The sequence below is a fragment of the Ruegeria sp. THAF33 genome (assembly GCF_009363615.1).
Lineage (GTDB): Bacteria > Pseudomonadota > Alphaproteobacteria > Rhodobacterales > Rhodobacteraceae > Ruegeria.
The window spans coordinates 337,522-354,076 of sequence record NZ_CP045384.1; the positions used below are offsets into that span (position 1 = coordinate 337,522).

The 16,555-nt window shown below is 58.7% G+C and carries 16 protein-coding genes; 9 read left to right on the forward strand and 7 right to left on the reverse strand.

Annotated features, from left to right (window positions below; all coding sequences use genetic code 11):
- Nucleotide 1 precedes the first annotated feature (1 nt).
- The 9 genes from FIU92_RS01710 (at nucleotide 2) to FIU92_RS01750 (ending at nucleotide 9,447) form a co-directional block, all read left to right on the forward strand.
- Nucleotides 2-1,312, forward strand: a complete 1,311-nt coding sequence (locus tag FIU92_RS01710; protein ID WP_152456911.1) for a replication-associated recombination protein A — start codon at nucleotides 2-4, stop codon at nucleotides 1,310-1,312.
- A 98-nt stretch (nucleotides 1,313-1,410) separates the two neighbouring features.
- Entirely contained in the window at nucleotides 1,411-2,217 is an 807-nt protein-coding gene (locus tag FIU92_RS01715) for a crotonase/enoyl-CoA hydratase family protein (protein ID WP_152456912.1), read from the forward strand.
- Between the two features lie 120 nt (nucleotides 2,218-2,337).
- Nucleotides 2,338-3,381 carry an RluA family pseudouridine synthase gene (locus tag FIU92_RS01720; protein ID WP_152456913.1) on the forward strand — a complete coding sequence of 348 codons (1,044 nt, stop codon included), beginning with the start codon at nucleotides 2,338-2,340 and terminating at the stop codon, nucleotides 3,379-3,381.
- Nucleotides 3,378-4,049: an HAD-IA family hydrolase gene (locus FIU92_RS01725; RefSeq protein WP_152456914.1), complete on the forward strand. Its 672-nt coding sequence runs from the start codon at nucleotides 3,378-3,380 to the stop codon at nucleotides 4,047-4,049. Before FIU92_RS01720 ends, FIU92_RS01725 begins: the two co-directional genes overlap by 4 nt.
- A gap of 3 nt (nucleotides 4,050-4,052) precedes the next feature.
- A complete protein-coding gene (locus tag FIU92_RS01730; RefSeq protein WP_152456915.1) occupies nucleotides 4,053-4,760 on the forward strand; it encodes an ATP12 family chaperone protein in 708 nt (235 codons plus the stop codon).
- Nucleotides 4,761-4,965: 205 nt separating this feature from the next.
- The gene (locus FIU92_RS01735) at nucleotides 4,966-5,982 is read left to right on the forward strand and encodes an amino acid ABC transporter substrate-binding protein (protein WP_152456916.1); all 1,017 of its coding nucleotides are present in this window, start codon (nucleotides 4,966-4,968) and stop codon (nucleotides 5,980-5,982) included.
- A 126-nt stretch (nucleotides 5,983-6,108) separates the two neighbouring features.
- Nucleotides 6,109-7,341, forward strand: coding sequence for an amino acid ABC transporter permease (locus tag FIU92_RS01740; protein WP_152456917.1), 1,233 nt, complete (start codon nucleotides 6,109-6,111; stop codon nucleotides 7,339-7,341).
- Nucleotides 7,342-7,344: 3 nt separating this feature from the next.
- The gene (locus FIU92_RS01745; RefSeq protein WP_152456918.1) at nucleotides 7,345-8,643 is read left to right on the forward strand and encodes an amino acid ABC transporter permease; all 1,299 of its coding nucleotides are present in this window, start codon (nucleotides 7,345-7,347) and stop codon (nucleotides 8,641-8,643) included.
- A 12-nt stretch (nucleotides 8,644-8,655) separates the two neighbouring features.
- Nucleotides 8,656-9,447 carry an amino acid ABC transporter ATP-binding protein gene (locus tag FIU92_RS01750; protein WP_152456919.1) on the forward strand — a complete coding sequence of 264 codons (792 nt, stop codon included), beginning with the start codon at nucleotides 8,656-8,658 and terminating at the stop codon, nucleotides 9,445-9,447.
- Nucleotides 9,448-9,496: 49 nt separating this feature from the next.
- Here the strand turns inward: FIU92_RS01750 and FIU92_RS01755 are convergent, their stop codons facing one another.
- The 7 genes from FIU92_RS01755 to FIU92_RS01785 all read right to left on the reverse strand — a co-directional run bounded on the left by FIU92_RS01755 (nucleotide 9,497) and on the right by FIU92_RS01785 (nucleotide 16,499).
- Nucleotides 9,497-9,994, reverse strand: coding sequence for a histidine phosphatase family protein (locus tag FIU92_RS01755; protein WP_152456920.1), 498 nt, complete (start codon nucleotides 9,992-9,994; stop codon nucleotides 9,497-9,499).
- Entirely contained in the window at nucleotides 9,991-10,677 is a 687-nt protein-coding gene (locus FIU92_RS01760; RefSeq protein WP_152456921.1) for a ferredoxin, read from the reverse strand. The genes FIU92_RS01755 and FIU92_RS01760 overlap by 4 nt, the downstream gene beginning before the upstream one ends.
- Before the next feature lie 25 nt (nucleotides 10,678-10,702).
- Nucleotides 10,703-11,566, reverse strand: a complete 864-nt coding sequence (argB, locus tag FIU92_RS01765) for an acetylglutamate kinase (RefSeq protein WP_152456922.1) — start codon at nucleotides 11,564-11,566, stop codon at nucleotides 10,703-10,705.
- Between the two features lie 60 nt (nucleotides 11,567-11,626).
- Entirely contained in the window at nucleotides 11,627-12,280 is a 654-nt protein-coding gene (gene yihA, locus FIU92_RS01770) for a ribosome biogenesis GTP-binding protein YihA/YsxC (protein ID WP_152456923.1), read from the reverse strand.
- Nucleotides 12,277-13,014, reverse strand: coding sequence for an MOSC domain-containing protein (locus FIU92_RS01775; RefSeq protein WP_152456924.1), 738 nt, complete (start codon nucleotides 13,012-13,014; stop codon nucleotides 12,277-12,279). The genes yihA and FIU92_RS01775 overlap by 4 nt, the downstream gene beginning before the upstream one ends.
- Nucleotides 13,011-14,840 carry a membrane protein insertase YidC gene (yidC, locus tag FIU92_RS01780; protein ID WP_152456925.1) on the reverse strand — a complete coding sequence of 610 codons (1,830 nt, stop codon included), beginning with the start codon at nucleotides 14,838-14,840 and terminating at the stop codon, nucleotides 13,011-13,013. The genes FIU92_RS01775 and yidC overlap by 4 nt, the downstream gene beginning before the upstream one ends.
- A 126-nt stretch (nucleotides 14,841-14,966) precedes the next feature.
- A complete protein-coding gene (locus tag FIU92_RS01785) occupies nucleotides 14,967-16,499 on the reverse strand; it encodes a bifunctional diguanylate cyclase/phosphodiesterase (RefSeq protein WP_172978450.1) in 1,533 nt (510 codons plus the stop codon).
- Nucleotides 16,500-16,555: the final 56 nt, after the last annotated feature.

Consider the following 16,555-nt stretch of genomic DNA (forward strand, 5'->3'; position numbering starts at 1 on the left):
TGTGAGTGATCTGTTCGATACCGGGGCGGCAGAACCTGCCGCTTCTCCTCACCGGCCTCTGGCTGACCGGTTGCGGCCTCGATCCCTGGCCGAGGTGATCGGGCAGGAGCAGGTGCTGGGCCCCGAGGCCCCTCTGGGTGTCATGCTGGCGGCAGGCAGTCTGTCCAGCCTGATCTTCTGGGGCCCTCCCGGAGTTGGAAAGACCACGATTGCACGGCTGTTGGCACAGGAAACCGATCTGCATTTCGTTCAGATCAGTGCGATCTTTACCGGTGTGCCGGATCTGAAGAAAGTCTTCGAGGCCGCGAAGATACGCCGCCAGAACGGACAGGGCACCTTGTTGTTCGTGGACGAGATTCACCGCTTCAACAAGGCTCAGCAAGATGGGTTTCTGCCCCATATGGAAGACGGGACCATCCTGTTGGTCGGCGCAACCACCGAGAACCCGTCATTCGAACTGAATGCCGCAGTGCTCAGCCGGTCGCAGGTGCTGGTGCTGGAACGGTTGAGCCTTGCCGATCTGGAGCGTCTGACCCAGCGGGCCGAGAAAGAGCTGGGCCACGCGTTGCCATTGACGCCTGCCGCCCGCGATGCGTTGCAAGAGATGGCCGATGGCGACGGTCGGGCTTTGCTGAACCTGATCGAACAGGTTTCGGCGTGGAAAGTGGACGCGCCGCTGGACCCCGACGCGCTGTCAACGCGTTTGATGCGGCGGGCTGCAAAATACGACAAATCCGGAGATGAACATTACAACCTGATCTCGGCCCTGCACAAATCGGTGCGCGGATCTGACCCCGATGCGGCCTTGTATTGGTTTGCGCGCATGCTAACCGGGGGCGAAGATCCGCGGTATCTTGCGCGCAGGATCACACGCATGGCGGTCGAGGACATAGGCCTGGCCGATCCGCAGGCGCAGGCCATTTGTTTGCAATCGTGGGAAACCTACGAACGTCTGGGTTCACCCGAGGGCGAGTTGGCGCTTGCTCAGGCGCTGGTCTATCTTGCCCTGGCGCCAAAATCCAACGGCGCCTATGTCGGCTACAAGGCGGCAATGCGGCTGGCCAAGCAATCCGGCAGCGAGCCACCGCCCAAGCATATCCTGAACGCGCCGACCTCTTTGATGAAGGGTCAGGGTTACGGCGCGGGCTATGCCTATGACCATGATGCCGAGGACGGGTTTTCCGGTCAGAACTACTTCCCCGAGACGATGAAACGCCCGGTTTTGTATCAGCCGGTCGAGCGCGGTTTCGAGCGTGAGCTAAAGAAACGCCTCGATTATTTTGCCAAGCTGCGGACACAGCGGAACAGCTAGTAACGCAGGGTCAGTCGTGGAGGTTCCGCTGCGTCACAAGCGACAGGATTGAAATTGAACGCTTCCCTTGGGTCAAAGCTTGCAGGGGAGGACTTGATATGCCGGTTTCAATCGAAAAATCCGAAGATGTCTGGACCGTCATTCATGACAGGCCGGATGCGCGGAACGCCGTTGATACGAAACATGCCGAGGCTCTGGTTGAGGCATTTCTGAGTTTCGAGGCCAGTTCGGCCAAGGCTGCGGTATTCTGGGGCAAAGGTGGCAATTTCTGTGCAGGGTGGGATCTGAAACTTGCCGCATCGCTGGCCGATCCCGAACGGCGCGAGGCGTATTTCGACAAACATGGCTTTCCCATCGGTTCGGCCCCGTCAACGCTGGGGCCCATGGGGCCGTCGCGGCTGGAGCTTTCGAAACCTGTCATCGGCGCGATAGAAGGCGCGGCAGTGGCCGGAGGAATGGAGCTTGCCTTGTGGTGCGATATCCGGGTCATGGCGGAAACGGCTTACTTGGGTGTGTTTTGCCGCCGCTGGGGGATTACCCTGATGGATGGTGGTTCGGTCAGGTTGCCGCGTCTGGTGGGGCAGGGCAAGGCGTTGGAGATTGCTCTGACCGGTCGCAAGGTCGAGGCGGAGGAGTGTTACAGGATTGGGCTGGCGGAAAAGGTCGTTCCGCATGGCGCAGCACGAAAGGCGGCTGAAGACATGGCACATGATATCGCCCGTTTCCCGCAAGAGGCCGTTCGGGCAGACCGCCGGTCGATCATCGAAACCCGTGGAATGCCGGTTCGTGACGCGCTGAAGGTTGAATGGGCCAACGGGTTGGATGCCATTCGCCGCGAAGGAACCGCTGGTGCGGCCCGTTTTCGGGATGGAGCGGGGCGGCACGGCGACTTCTCGAACATCTGAGATCCAGAGCCTGATACCTTGACTCTTGCCGCGTTGCGCGCGACAGACGCCCATGATTTCTGGGACACGGATAAACACGCAATCCGGGCGGATCACCCGCGCGGAAAAAGGGGTAATGGCATGAGTGGCGTGCAGATGATTACAGTCGCCGAAGGGGATGGGGACCAGCGCGTGGATCGCTGGCTGCGCCGCCTGTTTCCGCATGTCAGCCAGGGGCGCATTGAAAAGATGTGCCGCAAGGGAGAATTGCGTGTTGACGGTAGCCGTGCCAAGGCCTCGACCCGGTTGGAGGCAGGGCAGGTTGTTCGCGTGCCGCCTTTGCCGGACGCTGATCACAAACCGGCTGAGGTCAAGCATCACATCTCGGATGCGGATGCCAAGATGATCCAGTCCTGCGTGATCTACCGCGACGATCACATTCTGGCGCTGAACAAGCCGCATGGTCTGCCGGTGCAGGGCGGCAGCGGGCAGACAAGGCATGTTGACAGCCTGTCCGAAGCGCTGCGGTTCGGCTATGACGAGAACCCTCGGCTGGTTCATAGATTGGACAAGGACACGTCAGGTGTTCTGCTGCTGGCACGCACGCGTGAGGCCGCCAAGGGTTTGACGGCCGCTTTCCGTCACCGTGATACGCGCAAGATCTACTGGGCGCTGGTTGCCGGTGTTCCAACGCCGTACCTGGGTGAGATCAAGACCGGCCTTGTCAAGGCGACCGGTCATGGCAAGCACGGCGAGGGTGAAAAGATGATCCCCGTGCACATGAACGAAATTGACAGCACTCCGGGCGCAAAACGCGCGCATACGCATTATGCAACCCTTTATCGCGTTGCCGGCCGCGCCGCCTGGGTCGCGATGGAGCCGATCACCGGACGTACGCACCAATTGAGGGCGCATATGGCCGCAATCGGACATCCGATTATCGGCGACGGAAAATACGGTGGTTCGGGGCAGGAAAACCTTGGCGACGGATGGGGTGCGCAACTGGGTGGGATCATCAGCAAAAAGCTGCATCTGCACGCACGGCGGCTATCCTTCCTGCATCCGGTGACGCGGAAACCAGTGACCGTGACGGCGCCCTTGCCCGAGCATATGAAGCACAGCTGGGACACGTTCGGATGGAGCGAGGATCTAGCGGCCGACGACCCGTTTGAGGCGCTGCAATGAGCGCACCCTTGCGGCTGGTCCTGTTCGACGTCGACGGCACTCTGGTCGACAGTCAGGGCAGCATCGTTCATTCCATGACCGCCAGCTTTCAGGCCGCTTCCGTGCCGGTTCCGACGCGAAAGGCGATCCTGTCCATTGTCGGCTTGTCGCTGCCGCATGCCATCGCACGGTTGGTGCCGGAACAGCCTCTTTCGGTCCAGAACGATCTGGTCGACGGGTATAAAGTGGCCTATCACGCCCATCGTCTTGAATTGGGCGCGGCAAGTTCGCCGCTGTACCCCGGTGCGCGCGAGGCGATTGAAACGTTGCATGCCGTGCCCGAAGTGCTTCTTGGCGTGGCAACCGGCAAGTCGCAGCGCGGGTTGGACGCATTGATCGAAGCCCACGGGCTGGAACCGTATTTCGTGACCCGGCAGGTCGCGGATCACCACCCGTCAAAGCCGCATCCGTCCATGGTGCAGACCGCATTGGCGGAAACCGGGGTCGATCCGGCCTGCGCAGTGATGATCGGCGACACGAGCTTTGACATGGATATGGCCGCGGCCGCCGGTGTTCGCGGTATCGGCGTCACCTGGGGCTATCACGACCGATCGGCTCTGACCGCAGCTTCTTGCATTATCGAAACCTTTGACCAGTTGCCCAATGCGCTGGCTGGGATGTGGAATTGAAAGATGAGTGACTGGAAACCGAAACGCTTTTGGAAGGACAGCACCGTTGTCGCGGTTGATGGCGGCTTCACCGTCGAACTGGATGGCCGCAGGGTCAAAACACCCGCCAAGGCAGACCTGATCCTGCCAACCCGCCCCATGGCCGAAGCGGTGGCAGGGGAATGGGACGCGCAGGAAAAAGAAGTTGATCCTGCCGTGATGCCTTTCACCCGTTCTGCAAATGCAGCGATAGACAAAGTCCGCATCCAGCACGGGGAAGTGGCCGACATGCTGGCCGATTATGGCGATTCCGATTTGTTGTGTTATCGCGCAACCCACCCGCAGGAGTTGCAGGATCGTCAGAGCGCCGAATGGGATCCCGCCCTGGATTGGGCCGAGACCGCGCTGTCTGCCCGTCTGGTTCCGGTTGCGGGCGTCCTGCATCAACCGCAGCCGGAATCCGCCCTGGCGATATTGCGATCTCGGGTGCACGGGCTGGATGCGTTCCAACTGGCCGCTTTTCACGATCTGGTCAGCCTGTCGGGGTCATTGATTCTTGGCTTTGCGGCCGCCATGAATTGGCGCAATCCGGACGAAATATGGCGCATTTCAAGATTGGATGAAACCTGGCAGATTGAACAATGGGGCCATGACGAAGAAGCCCATCAGGTTGCCGAGGCCAAGAAAGCAGCCTTTATGCATGCCAAACGCTTCTTTGAATTATCGGTTTGATCCTAAATTCCGGTTTTTTGAGCAAATCTGTAAACAGCTTGGGGCCTGATCCATCGATTTCGATGATCCGGCCCTTGACGTTTGTTTATGAATACGCCCAAACTCGGTGCCACTAAAGGGGAGACACCTTTGGGGTAACCTATCCGGCATCCACTTGCCGGGCAGAGCCGTCTCGGACGGGGCGGAAAATCAGGAAGAGGTAAAAATGAAAAAATCCGTAATCTTGGGCGCGGCAACGATTGCCGGTCTTGCTGCTGGCGCAGCCATGGCGGGGACCGTTGACGACGTTAAAGCACGCGGCAAGCTGAATTGTGGTGTGACCACCGGTCTGGTTGGTTTTGCTGCGCCCGACGCAAATGGCGAATGGCAAGGCTTTGACGTATCGCTGTGCCGCGCCGTTGCTGCTGCCGTTCTGGGTGACGCCAACGCCGTTGAATTCGTTCCGACCACTGGTAAGACACGTTTTACCGCTCTGGCCTCGGGCGAGATCGACATGCTGGCAAGGAACACCACCTGGACCTTCAGCCGCGACGTCGACCTGAAGTTCGAATTCACCGGTGTGAACTATTATGACGGTCAGGGCTTCATGGTTCCCAAGGCGCTGGGCGTCAGCTCGGCCAAGGAACTGGACGGCGCCCGTGTCTGCATCCAGACCGGCACCACCACCGAGCTGAACCTGGCCGATTTCTTCCGCGCCAACAACATCAGCTACGAGCCGGTTCCGATCGAAACCAACGCCGAAGCGCAGCAGCAGTACCTGGCTGGTGCATGTGACGTTTACACCACCGATGCATCGGGCCTGGCCGCAACCCGCGCCACCTTCGAAGCGCCGGACGAGCACATCCTGCTGCCCGAAATCATCTCGAAAGAGCCGCTGGGCCCGCTGGTCCGTCATGGCGACCACGAGTGGGGCGACGTTGTTCGCTGGACCCTGAACGCACTGATTTCGGCTGAAGAGCTGGGCGTGACCTCGGCAAATATCGACGAGCTGAGCGCCGGCACCGACAACCCGGAAATCAACCGCCTGCTGGGTACAGAAGGCACTCTGGGTGAAATGCTGGGTCTGGACGCCGACTGGGCGGCCAAAGCGATCAAAGCTGGCGGCAACTATGGTGAAATCTTTGCCAAGAACATCGGTGAAGAAACACCGATCGGCCTGGCGCGCGGCCTGAACGCACAGTGGACCGAAGGCGGCCTGCTGTACTCGCCGCCGTTCCGTTAAGGCATCAATGGAAGAGGGCGCGGGGCAACCTGCGCCCTCTTCTACAATAAATTGCTGCGGGCAGATGCAGAGCGGGGAAAACCTCGCCGAAATGAAACAGCTCGCAAGCCACGGGGATCCCAAAATATGTCGACTATGACTGACCCACCGAAAGCTGATTTTCGGTTGTCTATGCTCATAAACGATACCCGCTATCGCTCTCTTACATTTCAGGTGATTGCGGCCATCGTCATTGCGCTTTCCATCTGGTATCTGGGCAACAACCTGATCCAGAACCTCAGGGCCGCAGGGCTCAATATTTCCTATGCTTTCCTCGGCGATTCCGCCGGGTACGACATCAACCAGCGTCTTGTTGAATATGACAGTCAGTCATCGCATGCACGCGCGGCACTTGTCGGTTTGCTGAACACTTTGCTCGTGGCCTTCCTGGCCTGTATCACCGCAACGGTTTTCGGTGTGATCGCGGGTGTTTTGAGACTGTCGAACAACTGGCTCGTGTCGAAGCTGATGGCAGTATATGTCGAGATCTTCCGGAACATCCCGGTTCTGATCTGGATCATCATCATCTTCACGATCATGACGGCCGTGTTGCCGGCGCCCAGCGCGTTCCGGGGGGAAAACCCGACGTCTTCAATGCTGTTTGGGTCCTTTGCCTTTACCAATCGAGGTATTTATTTTCCCCGTCCCGAGTTCGCCAATGGCCTGTTTGCATCGACAGCCCTGAACTGGTTGCTGGTCATCGCCGTCCTGATCGGATCGTGGTTCGTCAGTGGCGAAGTCGAAAAACGCGCGACCAAGAAGCAGGAGGAAACCGGCGAGCGTCCCGCGACGCTGTTGCCGAAACTGGCAATCTGGCTGGTGCCTTTTGTGCTGTTGATGATCATCATGGGCCTGACCTGGGATGTCCCCGAGCTGAAGCGCTTTAACTTCAGCGGTGGACTGAATGCCGGTGGTCCACTGATTGCGCTGTGGTTTGCCCTGTCGATCTATACCGGTGCCTTTATCGCGGAAAACGTGCGTGCGGGCATTCAGGCGATCAGCAAAGGTCAGACCGAGGCGGCCGCCGCGTTGGGCCTGCGTCAGGGACGGATCATGAAACTGGTCATCCTGCCCCAGGCATTGCGGGTCATCATCCCGCCGCTGATCTCGCAGTATCTGAATATCACCAAGAACTCGTCTCTCGCGATTGCCGTTGGCTATGCGGATATCACCGCAACACTGGGTGGTATTACCCTGAACCAGACCGGCCGGGCGATTGAATGCGTTCTGCTACTGATGTTGTTCTACCTCACGGCCTCGCTGCTGATTTCGACGGGGATGAACATCTACAACGCTTCCGTCAAGCTGAAGGAGCGCTGAGCCATGAGTGATCAAGCAACAAACCCGATCGCCTTCGTGGCCGAAGGCACCATCCCGCCCTCACCGCCGCCGGCAAATGAGACCGGCGTCGTCAAATGGCTGCGCGAGAATCTGTTCTCAGGGGTCGTCAACTCGATCCTGACAGTTCTGTCGCTGATCCTGATCTACATTCTTCTCAAGAATACCTTGCCATGGATTCTGAACGGAGTGTGGAATGCCAACTCACTGGCGGAATGCCGCGAGATTCTGGGGGACAAGACCGGAGCCTGTTTCGCGGTTCTGACGGAACGCTGGCCGCAGCTGATCTATGGGTTCAAGTACCCCGTCGATGCCTATTGGCGGCCGAACCTGGCCTTTGTGCTGATGCTGGTAGCGATTGCGCCGGTGCTTTTCTTTGACTTGCCTCGCAAGATGCTGTTGTTCACTGCGGTCTATCCCTTCCTGGCTTTCTGGCTGATCTGGGGTGGCACGATCCTCGTGCCTCTGGTTGCACTAGTTGGCTGCATAGCCGCCGGTGGTGTCTTCCAGAAGCTGGGCAACAACAACTTTGCGGCCGGGTTCTTCGGAGCAATTGTGACGGCACTGGTCATCTGGAACGTCGGAGGGGCCCTGATCCCGGAAGGCGCATCAGAGAATGCGTGGCTGACGGCCGTTCCCAGCCGTGATTTGGGCGGTTTCATGCTGAACATGATGCTGGGCGTAACCTGTGTGTCGCTGTCGGTACCACTTGGGATCGCACTGGCCTTGGGGCGACAGTCGAACATGCCGCTGATCAAGTGGGTTTGCGTCATCTTCATCGAATTCATCCGCGGCGTGCCTCTGATCACGCTGCTGTTCGTGGCTTCGGTGATGCTGGCCTATTTCTTCCCGCCTGACAGCACGGTCGACCTGTTCCTGCGCGTCGTGATCATGATCACCATGTTCTCGTCCGCCTATATCGCCGAGGTGATCCGCGGCGGTCTGGCAGCGCTTCCGCGCGGGCAGTACGAGGCCGCAGACAGTCTTGGGTTGGATTATCCGCAGGCGATGCGGCTTATCATCCTGCCGCAGGCGCTGAAGATCTCGATCCCCGGGATTGTGAACGTGGCCGTGGGCCTGTTCAAGGATACGACACTGGTTTCGGTCATTTCGATGTTCGATCTGGTGGGCATGATCCGGGGACCCATCCTGGCGTCGACCGAATGGAACGGCGTCTACTGGGAGCTTCTGGGCTTTGCCGCGCTTCTGTTCTTCGTCGTCTGCTACGGCATCTCTCAATATTCTCAGTGGCTCGAGCGTCGCCTTGCCACAGATCATCGTTAAGGAGTTCAACACATGTCTGAACTTGCAATCGACCGCGAAATCGACCGCTCCAAGATGCAGGTGAGCGACGAGGTCGCCATTGAAATCAACAGCATGAACAAGTGGTACGGGTCCTTCCACGTGCTGCGCGACATCAATCTGACCGTCAATCAGGGCGAGCGGATCGTGATCGCGGGCCCGTCGGGTTCGGGCAAGTCCACCCTGATCCGCTGCCTGAACGCGCTGGAAGAACACCAGCAAGGCAAGATCGTGGTGGACGGTATCGAGCTGTCGAATGACCTGAAGAACATCGACAAGATTCGCTCCGAGGTCGGAATGGTGTTCCAGCACTTCAACCTGTTCCCGCACCTGACCATTCTGGAAAACTGTACGCTGGCCCCAATCTGGGTGCGCAAGACGCCCAAGAAAGAGGCTGAAGAGCGGGCGATGCATTTCCTGGAAAAGGTGAAAATCCCCGAGCAGGCTGACAAGTTTCCCGGTCAGCTTTCCGGCGGTCAACAGCAGCGTGTGGCGATTGCCCGCTCGCTCTGCATGATGCCACGGATCATGTTGTTCGATGAACCGACATCGGCGCTGGACCCCGAGATGATCAAAGAGGTGCTCGACACCATGATTGAACTGGCCGAGGAAGGCATGACCATGCTTTGCGTGACGCATGAGATGGGTTTTGCCCGCCAGGTCGCCAACCGCGTGATCTTCATGGATGCCGGTCAGATCGTGGAACAGAACGAACCCGAAGAGTTCTTCAACAACCCGCAAAGCGAGCGGACCAAACTGTTCCTGAGCCAGATTCTGGGTCACTGACCTGCACAAAGGCTGAAAGAATTAAGGCGGGGTATTGCCCCGCCTTTTTTTATTCGATCAACTCACGCGGGATGGTGAACCCCAGCACCGTCCCGGTTTGCCATCGGACCTCGGCCCAGCTGTTTAAGTCGAACGACATGACGGTTGTTGCACAGGTTGGATAATCGAAAAAGCGTGTATGATTTGGCGGTTGTCGCACCAGACGGTTGGCAAAATCGGCGATCCCGGGATTGTGGCCCAGCATCAATACCACCGGTTCCGTAGCACCTGAAAGTTCCCGCAGCATGACCTTTGAATCAGCGTGGTAGAGCGCGCTGTGAAAGCTGACTTTATCGGCCTGCAAACCCATGCGATCCCATGTCTCGCGGGTGCGGGTTGATGTAGAGCTCAGGACTTCATCCGGCAACCAGCCGTGGTGACGCAACCAAGCAGCGATGGCCGGGGCTGACTTTCGTCCACGCTTGTTCAGCGGGCGGTCATGATCGCCAAGACCCGGGCTATCCCAGCTGGATTTCGCATGACGTGTCAGGATCAGAATTCGGGTCATGACGGATGAAAGGATTTCATGTGATGGGCCGATTGTTCCGGGTCGCGTCCTGCGCCCGCGCTCAGGGGGCAGGCAAGGCGGGCCAGACACCCGCCCGCCATACAGGTTTGACCTTCAGCGGTGCCCAGATGGTCGTGGCATGCAGCGACGTCATAGAACTCCTGCGCGTTCAGCGCGCTGACCGGGCAGGTCGTCGTGCAAGGCGCGGCGCAGCTTTCGCAAGGCGACACGCCGGAAGGGGCCGGGATGGCGAACTCTTCGGTAAAATGCAGTGCGCCGCGATAGGAAATCATCATCCCAACGGTATCATGCACCAATGCCCCGACCGGGCTGCTGAACGTCCGCCCAGATTTGAGCGCCCAGTCGATGAATGGCGTGTACGGAGGGCCGCCGAACGGGAAATACGCCTGTGCGCCCAGCCTTTCGGCCATCTGACCGACGACCCTTTGCGACCATCGGTCAACGGGGTCGGTCTGGTGCCATTCCGGTGAGGCCTTCAGTACGGGCCAGAATTCCGGCCCGGCCCCCAACAGGATCAGCGTACCGGTTTCGAGGTCTTTGGCTGCAACATGGCGAGGATGCAGCGCGCCCATGACCAACAAACCAGCATCATGGGCGGCGCTTTCAACCTGTTCATAAGGCGTCGCGTCAGGATCAGAGGAAGGCTGTGCAAGATGTGTCATGTCTCCTCCTCCTCTCTTGCGGGGATCAGTCCGGGCGTATCAGCGACCCGGCCCCATGTTCGGTGAACAGCTCCAGCAGCACGGCATTGGGTGCGCGCCCATCAAGTATGACGACGGCCCGCACGCCGCTGTGCAGGGCGTCCAGCGCGGTTTCTGTCTTGGGTATCATACCGCCTGCAATGGTGCCTTCGCGGGTCATTTCCCTTATCTGACCGGCCTTGAGTTCGGTCACGACCTCGCCCGCCGCGTTCTTGACACCGGAAACATCCGTTAGCAGCAACAGACGGTCTGCCTTGAGCGCAGAAGCGATTGCCCCGGCTGCCGTGTCGCCATTGACGTTGAATGTTTCACCGTCGCAGCCTGCACCAAGCGGGGCAATGACCGGAATCACGTCATGTGAAAACAGATCATGCAGGATCTTCGGATTCATCTCGGCCGGGGTGCCGACAAAGCCCAGCGACGCATCCGTCTGATCACAGACCATCAGGCCTGCGTCCTTGCCGGACAGGCCTACGGCTGATCCGCCCTGATCATTGATCGCCTGTACGATGCGCTTGTTCACGAGCCCGGACAGAACCATTTCGACTACTTCAACCGTGGCCTTGTCGGTCACTCGCTTGCCGTTCACGAATTCGGATTGAATGTCCAACTTGCCCAGCATTGCATTGATCATCGGACCACCGCCGTGGACGACCACCGGGTTCACACCCACCTGGCGCATCAGAACCACGTCCCGGGCAAAGCTTTCCATCGCCTCGTCGCTGCCCATGGCGTGTCCGCCAAGTTTGATGACGACGATGGCTCCATCATAGCGCTGTAGATAGGGCAGGGCGCTGTTGAGTGTGGCTGCGGTGGCGATCCAGTCCCGGTTCATATCTCGTGTCTTCATAGCTAAAGTCCTTCTGGAAAACCGTGTTAGGACCTTTGCCCCACGCTGCCAAGGGCGAAGCTATTCCAGATGCGCAATGATGGACCGCAGGGTCGCGATGCCATCACCCTTTTCGGAAGAGGTAAGTACAATTTCCGGAAAAGCCGCGGGATGTTTGGACAACGCGGCCCGGGTTTGCTCCAGCACCTTCTCGCGATCCTTGGCTTTGACCTTGTCTGCCTTGGTCAGAACGCATTGAAATGTCACGGCGCTGGTGTCCAGCAACTTCATGATTTCGTCATCGACCGGTTTTACCCCGTGGCGCGAGTCGATCAGGACAAAGGCGCGGCGCAGTGTCTGGCGCCCGCTGAGATATTGTTTCAGCAGCTTCTGCCACTTCTCGACCACTTTCACCGGGGCGTTTGCATAGCCATAGCCCGGCAGGTCCACGAGATAGAGTTCAGGGCCTTGGGTGAAAAAGTTGATCTCTTGCGTGCGGCCAGGCGTGTTGGATGCGCGGGCCAGACCCTTCGTGCCGGTCAAGGCATTGATCAGGCTGGATTTGCCCACGTTCGAACGCCCCGCAAAACAGACTTCCAACCGGTCAGGGGCGGGAAGGCCATTCATGGCGACAACGCCTTTGACGAACTCGGACGGGCCTGCAAACAGTTTGCGGCCTCGCTCCAGGGCGAATTCATCCGGGTCTTCGGCCAGGGGGAAGGGAAGCGTGGTCATAGCACCTGCACCTCATCGTTGACGCGGATTTCGCCACCCTGGACGACCTCGGCGTAAACGCCGAAATCCTGATGGTCCCAACTGTTCAGGGCGCGCAGGGTGTCTGCGTCCCTCTCACCGGTTTCGGGATTGGCGGTGGTGGCCATACATCGCGTGATCCGCTCGCGGACGCGAAGCACGGCCTCGCCAATGCGCACGTCACGACCCAGCCAGTCAAACTCATCCCATAACGGCAGACCTTCGAACCAGATATTGCCGCGCCATCGAACAATGGACAGAGTCCGGTCCAGTTTCTGTTCGACTGCGCGATGCGATGCCATGTTGCACAGGCTGATCGATGGAAAGTCGCTGTCCGTCATACCGCGCCCCGGAACCCGAACGATCCGGGCAGATGCAGCCCGGTCCGCCGGCATAATCGGTTTCACCCAGTCCAGAAAAGCCTCTTGTTCGGTGTCCGGCGCAAAACTGAGACCCGGTCGTTGCGGGTGGCGCAATTTAACCCGGTCGCCCTGCAATTCGGCCGAAATGGCCATCAACTGAGGCGCTTTTGAACCGCGGCTGAAATTGAAACAGGGTGCCCATTCCGAACCATCGGTTTTGGCGGCCTCATGAGCGACCGCCCAAACGCGATCCCCGGGCATGGTCTGCCCGGGGATGAGTGTGACGTGGCTCAGGGCTTCTCGCCCATGGCTTTTGATCGGGTGGCGCCAAAGGCTTGAGACCGTTCCGCTCATTTGCTGTCCGTTTTTGGCGTCCGCTTGAAACCGGACTTTATGTTTCCGAATACATCCGGCTTATAGCCCTGGCTGCGCATGATCAGATATTGCTGTGTGAATGTGATCGTGTTGTTCGCGATCCAGTACACGACCAGACCACTGGCGAAACCACCCAGCATGAACATGAAGACCCAAGGCATCCAGGCAAAGATCATGGCCTGCGTCGGATCGGTTGGCGCCGGGTTCAGTTTCTGCTGCAACCACATCGAAATACCCAGCAGCAGCGGCAGAATACCGATGAAGATCAGCGCCATCAGGCTTTCGGGTGCAGGTGCGGCCCAAGGCAGCAAGCCAAAGAAGTTGAAGATCGAGGTTGGGTCCGGCGCGCTCAGGTCCTGGAACGGGCCGAACCATGGGGCCTGACGCAGTTCGATCGTCACGAAAATCACCTTGTACAGCGAGAAGAAGATCGGAATCTGCAACAGAATTGGCAAGCAGCCTGCGGCAGGGTTCACCTTTTCCTTTTTGTACAGCTCCATCATGCCCTGCTGCATTTTCTGGCGATCATCGCCTGCGGCTTCTTTCAGGGCTTCCATTTGCGGCTGCAATTCCTTCATCTTCGCCATCGAGACGTAGGACTTGAAGGCGAGCGGGAAAAGGATGGCCTTGATGATCAGCGTCAGGCCGATGATTGACCAGCCCATGTTTCCAATCAGGGCGTTGATGTTGTGCAGCAGCCAGAAGATCGGCTTGGTCAGGAAGTAGAACCAACCCCAGTCGATGCTGTCGATGAACTTCTGAACACCTTCTGCCTGATACTCCCGGATGGTTTCCCACTCCTTGGCACCGGCGAACAGTCTGGTCGTGACCTCTTCCGTCGTACCGGGCGCGACTGTCAGTGTCGGCAGCACCGTTTCCGTTTGATAGATTTTGCGTCGTGAATCGTATTTGGCAGCGGCTTTGAACGCTGCACCCTCGGCCGGGATCAGGGTGGTCATCCAGTAGTGATCCGTGAACCCGATCCAGCCGCCTTCTTTGACCTGATAGACCTCGGCCTGTGCGCGTTCATTGGGGTCGATATCGAAATCGCGCACATCGCCATAGTCGATCTCATCCAGAACGCCGTCAGACATGACCATGACGCCTTCGTGAAGAATGAAGAAGTTCTTCAGGCCCGGCAGATCACCGTCTTCGCCCATGCCGTGGCGGGCCAGAATGCCGTAGGGGGCCATGCCGACTTCGGCGTCCGTGGTGTTCTCGACCGACTGGGTGACCGAGAACATATAGTCTTCATCAACGGCAATGGTGCGGCGGAAGGTGAGGCCGTTTCCATTGTCCCAGGCCAGCGTGATCGGAGTGTCAACACCCAGAGTTTCGCCCTGCTCAAGCGTCCAAAGAGTGTTCGGGCCGGGAACGTCCGTGACCGACAGGCCCGCGCCGGGGGCCCAGCCATAAAGGGCATAATAGGCAGAGTCACTTCCAACCGGGGACAGAAGTTCGACGATCGGAGAATCCTCGGCCAATGAAACCTTGTAATCCTTCAGCGACAGCTCATCAATTCGGCCACCGGCAAGCGACAGGCTGCCCGTCAGGCGGGGCGTGTCGATGCTGACGCGGGGCGCTTCGGGTTCGGCTTCGGCCTCAGTGGCGCTTGCAGTTGCTTCGCCGACCGTACCGGTATCAGCGGCGCTGGGCGTCTGAACCTCATTCCCTTCGATGCTGGCGATTTCAGCCTGTTCCGTGGTTGGTGTGGGTTCCGGCGGAGGGAACAGCACGAACCAGACCAGGATCACGAGAAAGCTGAGCGCGGTTGCGAGGATGAGATTCTTGTTCTGATCGTCCATCTGGGACAGCCACCTTGAGCAGTGAAAGACACCCGCAGGGTTCAACAGAGTGCAGGCCCAAAGGTCAAGCGGAATCGCTCGTCATTTCGTCACGGATTGGTCTTCTGTGGCGCAGTTTCCGGTTCTTCAGCCGGTTTGCCGCCCGATTTTGGGCATTCCGTCGATCTTGTTGCAATGAGACGTGATCCAGCCCTTGGTTTTTTCGAAAGGCATGGGCTTGCCGATGCCAAACCCCTGAACGTGGTCACATCCCAATTGCGCCATCAAGGCGTGTTCCCCGGGCGTTTCAACACCTTCAGCAAGCGTTTCCAGACTCAGCCGTTCTGCCATGGTCAGAATTGCGCTGGCCAACTGCTGCTGGCTTGGGTCCTGGTCCGCCTTTGTCACGAAAGAGCGGTCGATTTTGATCCGGGACACGTTGAACCGCTTGATTGACGCGATCGAGGCATGCCCTGTGCCGAAATCGTCCAGATCGATACAGCACCCCATCGCGGCCAAGCCCGTGACATTGCGGGTGATTACGTCATCCGGCCCTCTGGAAAACACGGTCTCCAATACTTCGACCGCCAATCTGTCCGGGGTCAGATCGCATTGATCCAATTCCCATTTCAGGCGGTCGATCAGCCCCGGGTCACGCAATTCGTCCGACGAAAAGTTGATGCCGATGCGTGGTACGGTCAGACCGGCGCGATCCCATTCGCGCATTGCGCAAAAGGCGTGATGCCGCATCGCCTGCCCCAGCTTGCCCATCAACTCCGCCTGTTCGGCAAAGGGCAGAAAGACATTGGGACCCAGCACTCCTTTTTTCGGGTGTTCCCAGCGGGCCAGAGCCTCGAACCCGGACACGCGCCCGGTATCCGTCGAGATCTGCGGTTGAAACCATGGACGAATTTCACCGCTTTCCAGCGCCGCATCAAATTCCTTGCGCAGATTGGTTCTGACCTGAGCCCGGCGACGTGTTTCGGACGAAAAGGCACGAATCGTCGACGGCCCGTTTTGCTGTGCTTCTTGCAGCGCGTTGTTTGCAGCGTCGCACCAATCCGTCGCGGTGCCGTCGGGGACATTGCTGCTGAGGCAGAAACCGATGGAGCAGGACATGTAAACTCCGGTTCCGTTCAGCATGATGGGGTCTTCGACCGCGGATTGCATTCGTCCCGACATCTGAATGCAGGTTTCCAGATCAAGCTGTTGCGCCGGGTGCAGAACAACCATCATCTTGTTTCCATCGATCCGGGTCGCGGAGTCACTGGCGCGGATCATGGACATGACACGAGAGCAGAATTGCAGTGCCACATGGTTTGCTGCTGCTTGGCCATGCAGATCGAGCATTTGCATATAGTCGTCCAGGATCACAGCGAAACAGGCCGACGTTTCACCGCTGCGGCGACTATCCGAGAGCACCTCTGCCAGAACAGTTTCGAACTGGTCATTCGGCAGCAGGCCACCTTGTTGCCGTTTCCTGTCTGCCGGGTTGGGGGCCATTGCCGCTATGCCGGCAATCATCATGGGCAAGCCCAGAGCCACCGCGACCAAAGCGCGTTCACCGCCAAGCCAGAACGCCCCCAGGCTTGTTGCCGGAACAAAGGCGAGAACGGCTGGGCCGTATGCCACATTTCTCAAAGCTTCAATAATACGGTCGACGAAAGGATGATTCCGCATCGGGTCCTGACCTTGGGCATGAATGGTGTGCCGAGCCTAGGAAACCAGTCTGAGTC